Raw genomic sequence first — 1,078 nt, 5'->3', positions numbered from 1 at the left:
TGTGACGGTATCTTACCAGAAAGGGACGGCTAACTACGTGCCAGCAGCCGCGGTAATACGTAGGTCCCGAGCGTTATCCGGATTTATTGGGCGTAAAGCGAGCGCAGGCGGTTAGATAAGTCTGAAGTTAAAGGCTGTGGCTTAACCATAGTATGCTTTGGAAACTGTTTAACTTGAGTGCAGAAGGGGAGAGTGGAATTCCATGTGTAGCGGTGGAATGCGTAGATATATGGAGGAACACCGGTGGCGAAAGCGGCTCTCTGGTCTGTAACTGACGCTGAGGCTCGAAAGCGTGGGTAGCGAACAGGATTAGATACCCTGGTAGTCCACGCCGTAAACGATGAGTGCTAGGTGTTAGGCCCTATCCGGGGCTTAGTGCCGGAGCTAACGCATTAAGCACTCCGCCTGGGGAGTACGACCGCAAGGTTGAAACTCAAAGGAATTGACGGGGGCCCGCACAAGCGGTGGAGCATGTGGTTTAATTCGAAGCAACGCGAAGAACCTTACCAGGTCTTGACATCCCAGTGACCGTCCTAGAGATAGGGCTTTTCTTCGGAACACTGGTGACAGGTGGTGCATGGTTGTCGTCAGCTCGTGTCGTGAGATGTTGGGTTAAGTCCCGCAACGAGCGCAACCCTTATTGTTAGTTGCCATCATTAAGTTGGGCACTCTAGCGAGACTGCCGGTAATAAACCGGAGGAAGGTGGGGATGACGTCAAATCATCATGCCCCTTATGACCTGGGCTACACACGTGCTACAATGGCTGGTACAACGAGCTGCAAGTCGGTGACGGCAAGCAAATCTCTTAAAGCCAGTCTCAGTTCGGATTGTAGGCTGCAACTCGCCTACATGAAGTCGGAATCGCTAGTAATCGCGGATCAGCACGCCGCGGTGAATACGTTCCCGGGCCTTGTACACACCGCCCGTCACACCACGAGAGTTTGTAACACCCGAAGTCGGTGAGGTAACCGTTTGGAGCCAGCCGCCTAAGGTGGGATAGATGATTGGGGTGAAGTCGTAACAAGGTAGCCGTATCGGAAGGTGCGGCTGGATCACCTCCTTTCTAAGGAAATGGAT

The 1,078-nt window shown here is 53.0% G+C and carries 1 rRNA gene; it reads left to right on the top strand.

Going from position 1 to position 1,078, the window contains the following annotated elements:
- Window positions 1-1,064 (top strand): 16S ribosomal RNA (locus I2503_RS09370); the annotation flags it as partial.
- Between the last annotated feature and the right edge of the window lie 14 nt (window positions 1,065-1,078).

This window comes from Streptococcus sp. NLN64 (assembly GCF_015831295.1).
Taxonomy (GTDB): domain Bacteria; phylum Bacillota; class Bacilli; order Lactobacillales; family Streptococcaceae; genus Streptococcus.
Note: the sequence above shows the minus strand (reverse complement) of the source record. Positions and strands in the feature narration are given on the sequence as shown.